This window comes from Bradyrhizobium sp. (assembly GCF_019244115.1).
GTDB lineage: Bacteria > Pseudomonadota > Alphaproteobacteria > Rhizobiales > Xanthobacteraceae > Bradyrhizobium.
Window position 1 is genome coordinate 1 of sequence record NZ_JAFATE010000627.1, and the last position, 5434, is coordinate 5434.

The 5434-nt window shown below is 61.9% G+C and carries 5 protein-coding genes; 3 read left to right on the forward strand and 2 right to left on the reverse strand.

Going from position 1 to position 5434, the window contains the following annotated elements:
- Window positions 1-353 (forward strand): L,D-transpeptidase family protein (locus tag JOZ76_RS27570; RefSeq protein ID WP_291704038.1); only part of this gene is annotated, 353 nt, incomplete at its 5' end.
- Between the two features lie 162 nt (window positions 354-515).
- Here JOZ76_RS27570 and JOZ76_RS27575 read toward each other — a convergent pair.
- Window positions 516-1208, reverse strand: coding sequence for a YggS family pyridoxal phosphate-dependent enzyme (locus JOZ76_RS27575; RefSeq protein WP_291704040.1), 693 nt, complete (start codon window positions 1206-1208; stop codon window positions 516-518).
- Window positions 1209-1321: 113 nt separating this feature from the next.
- Between JOZ76_RS27575 and JOZ76_RS27580 the strand changes: the two genes are divergently transcribed.
- Window positions 1322-3019 carry a diguanylate cyclase domain-containing protein gene (locus JOZ76_RS27580; RefSeq protein WP_291704041.1) on the forward strand — a complete coding sequence of 566 codons (1698 nt, stop codon included), beginning with the start codon at window positions 1322-1324 and terminating at the stop codon, window positions 3017-3019.
- A gap of 278 nt (window positions 3020-3297) precedes the next feature.
- On the opposite strand, the gene JOZ76_RS27585 is transcribed toward JOZ76_RS27580, so the two are convergent.
- Window positions 3298-4287 carry a GGDEF domain-containing protein gene (locus tag JOZ76_RS27585; protein WP_291704045.1) on the reverse strand — a complete coding sequence of 330 codons (990 nt, stop codon included), beginning with the start codon at window positions 4285-4287 and terminating at the stop codon, window positions 3298-3300.
- A gap of 383 nt (window positions 4288-4670) precedes the next feature.
- Here JOZ76_RS27585 and JOZ76_RS27590 point away from each other — a divergent pair.
- Window positions 4671-5434 (forward strand): class I tRNA ligase family protein (locus JOZ76_RS27590; protein ID WP_291704043.1); only part of this gene is annotated, 764 nt, incomplete at its 3' end.

Sequence of the window (5434 nt, forward strand, 5' to 3'; positions counted from 1 at the left end):
TGTGGTGGCGTGCCGATCGTCATCCGCGGCCTCGGACCTTTCTTCCGGTTCGCGCGATTCGCGAAGACGATGCCTGGTGTGAAGATCCAGCCGATCGTCATTACAACCAGTCGGTCCGAATTGGCCGTGAGCATCCTGGCGATCACCTCAAGCGCACCGATCACCTTTATGACTTCATTGTCGAGATCGATCACAACACAAGGCCGCGGGTTGCCGGCCGCGGGAGTGCCGTATTCCTGCATCTGGCACGCACGAATTTCGCTCCCACGGCCGGCTGCGTTTCGATGACGCGATCGGCCATGGTTCGATTGCTGCACAGATTAGGCCCGCGCACCAGAATAGTGATCGGCTGACGGATTCTCGCTCCTTGCCGCCCGCACAGGAAGCAAGGACATGACGAAAGGAACGATGTGATGCTCGACACGGATCGAATTGCGCCACTGCCGATCCAGGCGGGCGATCACGTCGCAGTCGATTTTGGCGCGCTGGGGAAAGTGTCTGTTGGTTTCGTGTAGCTAGCCGCGATGCCCGAAGATCGCAGAACCGACGCGGACATGCGTTGCGCCGAACTGGATCGCGAGCGCGAAGTCGGCGCTCATTCCCATCGACAGGTTTTTCAAGCCATTGCGCGCGGCGATTTTTGCGGTCAGCGCAAAGTGCGGCGCCGGCGCTTCGTCGACCGGCGGGATGCACATCACGCCGGAAATCGCGAGCCCGTAGGTCTCCCGGCATGCCGCAATGAAACCGTCCGCCTCGGCGGGCGAAACCCCCGCCTTCTGCGGTTCCTCGCCGGTGTTGAGCTGGACGAACAGCTCGGGATGCCTGCTCTGGGATTTGATTTCCTTGGCTAATGCCTGGCAAACGCTGGGACGATCGACCGAATGAATGGCATCGAACAGCGCGACAGCCTCCTTCGCCTTGTTGGATTGTAACGGCCCGATCAGATGCACGCTGAGATCCCCGTAACCGGACATTAACCCTGGCCACTTGGCCTTGGCTTCCTGAACGCGATTCTCGCCGAACACGCGCTGGCCAGCAGCGATGATCGGCACAATGGCGTCCGCACCAAAGGTTTTGGACACCGCGACCAGCGTGACCGATGCGCGATCGCGCCGGGCTTGCGCGCATGCGGCCACGATTTCACGCTCCACCGCATCAAGCCCTGCGCTGGGACCCTCTGTTATTGCTGCGGAACTTTCATCGGTCATGTCACGGCGGCATCCGTAGATTCACGGGATTGGGTCCAATTTTACCAAGTTCAGGAAAGTCTTTTTGAACCCTTCCCCCTATCGTCCGCACCCCAAGGGGGTAGGGAGCCAAGATGTCCCGCATCAGCTTCAAACGCAAGACGGTGAAACTCAGGCAGGTTCTGGGAATACGTGCCCGGCTGGCCCTGCTTGCCGTGATTCTCGTCGCGCCGTTGATGCTCGAACGGGCGCGTTCGCTCGAGGCGACCCGCTCGAAGGAGATCGCGCTTGCATCGAGCGAGATCGTCAGCATGGCCAAGCACAGTGCCGAAGCCCAGCGCGAGGTCATTTCATCGGTCGCGACGCTGCTCAAGTCGGCCGCCTTCATCCGCGCGTCGGGCGGTGGTGTCAGCCGCAGCTGTGACATCCTGCGCGCCAGCCTGCCGCTCAATCTGCCCTGGATCCGCAACATGATGATCGCCGCCAAGGACGGCCGGATCCAGTGCTCGACCAACAACATGTTCGTCGGCCTCGATCTGAGCGACCGGTCCTATTTCAAGCAGGCCCAGCTCAGCCGCGATTTCGTGTTCAGCGATTCCATCATTTCCGGCCAGACCAGTGCGCCGATCGCGATGGCGGCCTATCCGGTATCGGCGATCAGCAACGAGGCCGATGCCGTCATTCTCGCGAGTGTCAATCTCGACTGGATGTCGAAGATCATGGGCAATCTGGGCGGTCGCCCCGGCGTCTCGGCGGTGCTGGTCGACAGTGCCGGCGTGGTTCTCGCGGCACCGTCGGAGGAGGCTGCCATGGTGGGGCGTTCTCTGGATACGCTGCCGCTATTGGCCGCCATTGCCGAACCCGCGATGAATTCGGAGCAGCGCGAAGGCTCGCTCTCCTTCATCGGCGCCGATGGGGCGCAGCGCTCGATCAGCTTCGTGCGCATCGCCGACACCGCGGCTCGCCTGATCGTCAGCATCGACGAGGCGGCGGTCACGGCTGCGTTCGACCGCGAGATCTACACCGCCTATGTGCAGCTCGGGCTGGTCTGCCTGTTCGTGCTGTTCGGCGCCTTGCTCGCCGCCGAGAAGCTGATCATTCAGCCGATCACCATTCTGGCCGCTATGGCCAAGCGGTTCGGGCAGGGCGACCTGACGGCCCGCGCTGCGCGCAGCCGGCTGCCGGCCGAGTTCGTGCCGCTGGCGCGCGCCTTCAATGCGATGGCCGCGCAGCTCGGCCAGCGCGAGCGCGAACTGGTCGCCACCAACGACCGTCTGACCGTGATCGCATCGATCGACATGTTGTCGGGCCTCGCCAACCGGCGCGGTTTCCAAAGCCGGCTCGATTTTGAATGGCTGAAAGCTCAGCAATGTGAAGCCGATCTGTCGTTGCTGATGATCGACGTCGATCATTTCAAGCTCTACAACGACACCTATGGTCATCCCGAAGGGGACGTCTGCCTGACCCGGCTCGGTGAAACGCTGTACCGAATCGCGGCCGACACGCTGGGTTTTGCCGGCCGCTACGGCGGTGAGGAATTCTGCCTGCTGCTGCCGAATAGCAGCGCCTCCCGTGCGCTCGAGATCGGCGAGATGGTGCGTCTTGCCGTGCTCGCGCTCGAGATGCCGCACGCCACCTCGAACCATCAATACGTCACGGTCTCGGTCGGGGTCGCCTCGACGCTCCCGAACGATGGCCAGTGTCCGGGCGACCTGATCGAGGCCGCCGACGCGGCGCTCTACGCCGCCAAGCGCCGCGGCCGCAACACCGTCGTGGAACATGGCTTCGTGCGGACGAGCGAGGGGCGCGACGGCATCGCGATCGCGGGGTAGCTATGTCCCGCCATCCGCGTCATCCTCCGCGAAAGCGGCTGTGAGGGAATCGTCATTGCGAGGCGCAAAGCGCCGAAACAATCCAGACTGCCTCCGCGGAGATAGTCTGGATTGCTTCGCTTCGCTCGCAATGACGACGGCGACGACACCGACTTCTCCGATGTCATGGTCCGCGAAAGCGGACGGTCCAGTATCCCAGAGACAGCAGTTATTGAATTGTGAGGCCTCGACGTACTGGATGCCCCGCTTTCGCGAGGCATGACAGTTAGCGCACGTAGCTAGCCTGTTGCGGCCAGTTCCGGACTGAGTTCGCTCTCGGTGACGACCCGGTTGCGCCCGGCTTTCTTGGCGAGATAAAGGGCGCGATCGCATCGTTCGATCAGCTCCGCCATCGACTCGCCCGGCTGGAACTGCGCTACACCGATCGAGATCGTAATTCGGGGAAGAACCTCGTCCACCGAACGGCCGGGGATGCTGCACTCCGCGATCGTTCGCCGGATGCGCTCGGCCACCCTCTTGCAGGCCGCGAGATCCGCCTTGGGAAGCACGGCGATCAACTCCTCTCCCCCGTAGCGCGCCGGCAGGTCGCCGTCGCGAAGCTTCTCTCGTAGGACTTTTCCCATCAGCTGCAGAACCTGATCGCCCACGCCATGTCCGAAATTGTCGTTGAATTTCTTGAAATGGTCGATGTCGATCAGGAGCACACTGAGCGGCTCGCCTTTTTCCATGGCAGAGATCTGCGCAACGCGGAAGAACTCCTCGAGACCGCGGCGGTTCGGCAGTCCCGTGAGGGTATCGGTCTTGGCGCGCTCCTCCGATTTGGAAAGCGAATCGCGAATCGAGTCGAGCTCCCGCGCCTTCTCGGCAAAGTTCGTTTCCAGATGCGTTGCGCGCGTCGTCGCCTTTTCGAGTTCCTTCATCAGGCTTTCGATCAGCTGCCGCGAATTGACCTCGGCGCCGCCCCGGTCGGCAACGTCGCTGATGGCCTGCATTTGCGAGTGGTTGTCGGCAATGGCTGTGCTGAGAAATTGCCTGGCTGAAACCATCAGAGATCGCAGGCGTTGCGAGGCATGGTTGATGGTTCGGCCGTCCGAGGCCTGCAGACCGACATAGGCGTTGAACAGGTCGTTGTTGGTCTTGGCGTCGAACCGCCGCCTGTTGCCGATAAGTATGTCGATGGCGCGCTTCAGCTCGATGCTGGCGCCCAGCGCATAGGTAAACCAGACGCTAAAATTGTCGGGCGTCGGAGGCACGCGGTACTTCGCCATGAAGTCCACGGCTTTTCGCGCGACCGACGTCGCATAGTCAAAATCGGTATCGTCGGGCGAACCGGTTGCCACGAGGAGATAATTCCTCTGATGTTTCTATCGGACTATCGAAGCGGATCTATTGATGCTGTCCACGCTCGCATCGAACCCCTTAAGCGGTCCTCAAGTTCTGCGACCGTATTTTGCCGGATTTTACCGCAGATCGAAGGCTGGCCCGCTGGGCCGGCAAGATCGGCCAGGGGTCGCTCGGCGCGGAAGGTGCCGCCACATGATCCGCAACGATTGTCCCATACGCCCTGAGCCATTGACCCCCTGCAGCCTTTTATGGCCTAGTCCGCCGTCCTTTGATGGGCCCCCAATCCTTGAAAAAACCAAGCGATTCCATGATTTCCGAACGCTACAACGCCCGTGAAGCCGAGCCACGCTGGCAACGCCAGTGGGACGACAAGGCGATCTTCGCCTCCAAAAACGACGATCCGCGGCCGAAATACTATGTGCTCGAGATGTTCCCCTACCCGTCCGGGCGCATCCATATCGGGCATGTCCGCAATTATACGCTCGGCGACGTGCTGGCGCGGTTCATGCGCGCCAAGGGTTTTAACGTGCTGCATCCGATGGGTTGGGATGCCTTCGGGCTGCCGGCCGAGAACGCCGCGATCGAGCGCAAGGTCGCGCCAAAGGCCTGGACCTACGACAACATCGCCGCGATGAAGAAGCAGCTCCGCTCGATCGGGCTGTCGCTCGACTGGAGCAGAGAGTTCGCAACCTGCGATCCGGCCTATTACAAGCATCAGCAAAAGCTGTTTCTGGACTTCATGAGCGCGGGCCTAGTCGAGCGCGAGCAGCGCAAGGTCAACTGGGATCCGGTCGACATGACCGTGCTCGCCAACGAGCAGGTGATCGACGGCCGCGGCTGGCGCTCGGGCGCGGTCGTCGAGCAGCGCGAGATGAACCAGTGGGTGTTCAAGATCACGAAATATTCGCAGGAGCTCTTGGACGCGCTGGATATGCTGGACCGCTGGCCCGACAAGGTGCGGCTGATGCAGCGCAACTGGATCGGCCGTTCCGAGGGTCTGTTGGTCCGTTTCGCGCTCGATGGCGCGACGACGCCTGACGGCGAAACCGAGCTCAAGATCTTCACCACCCG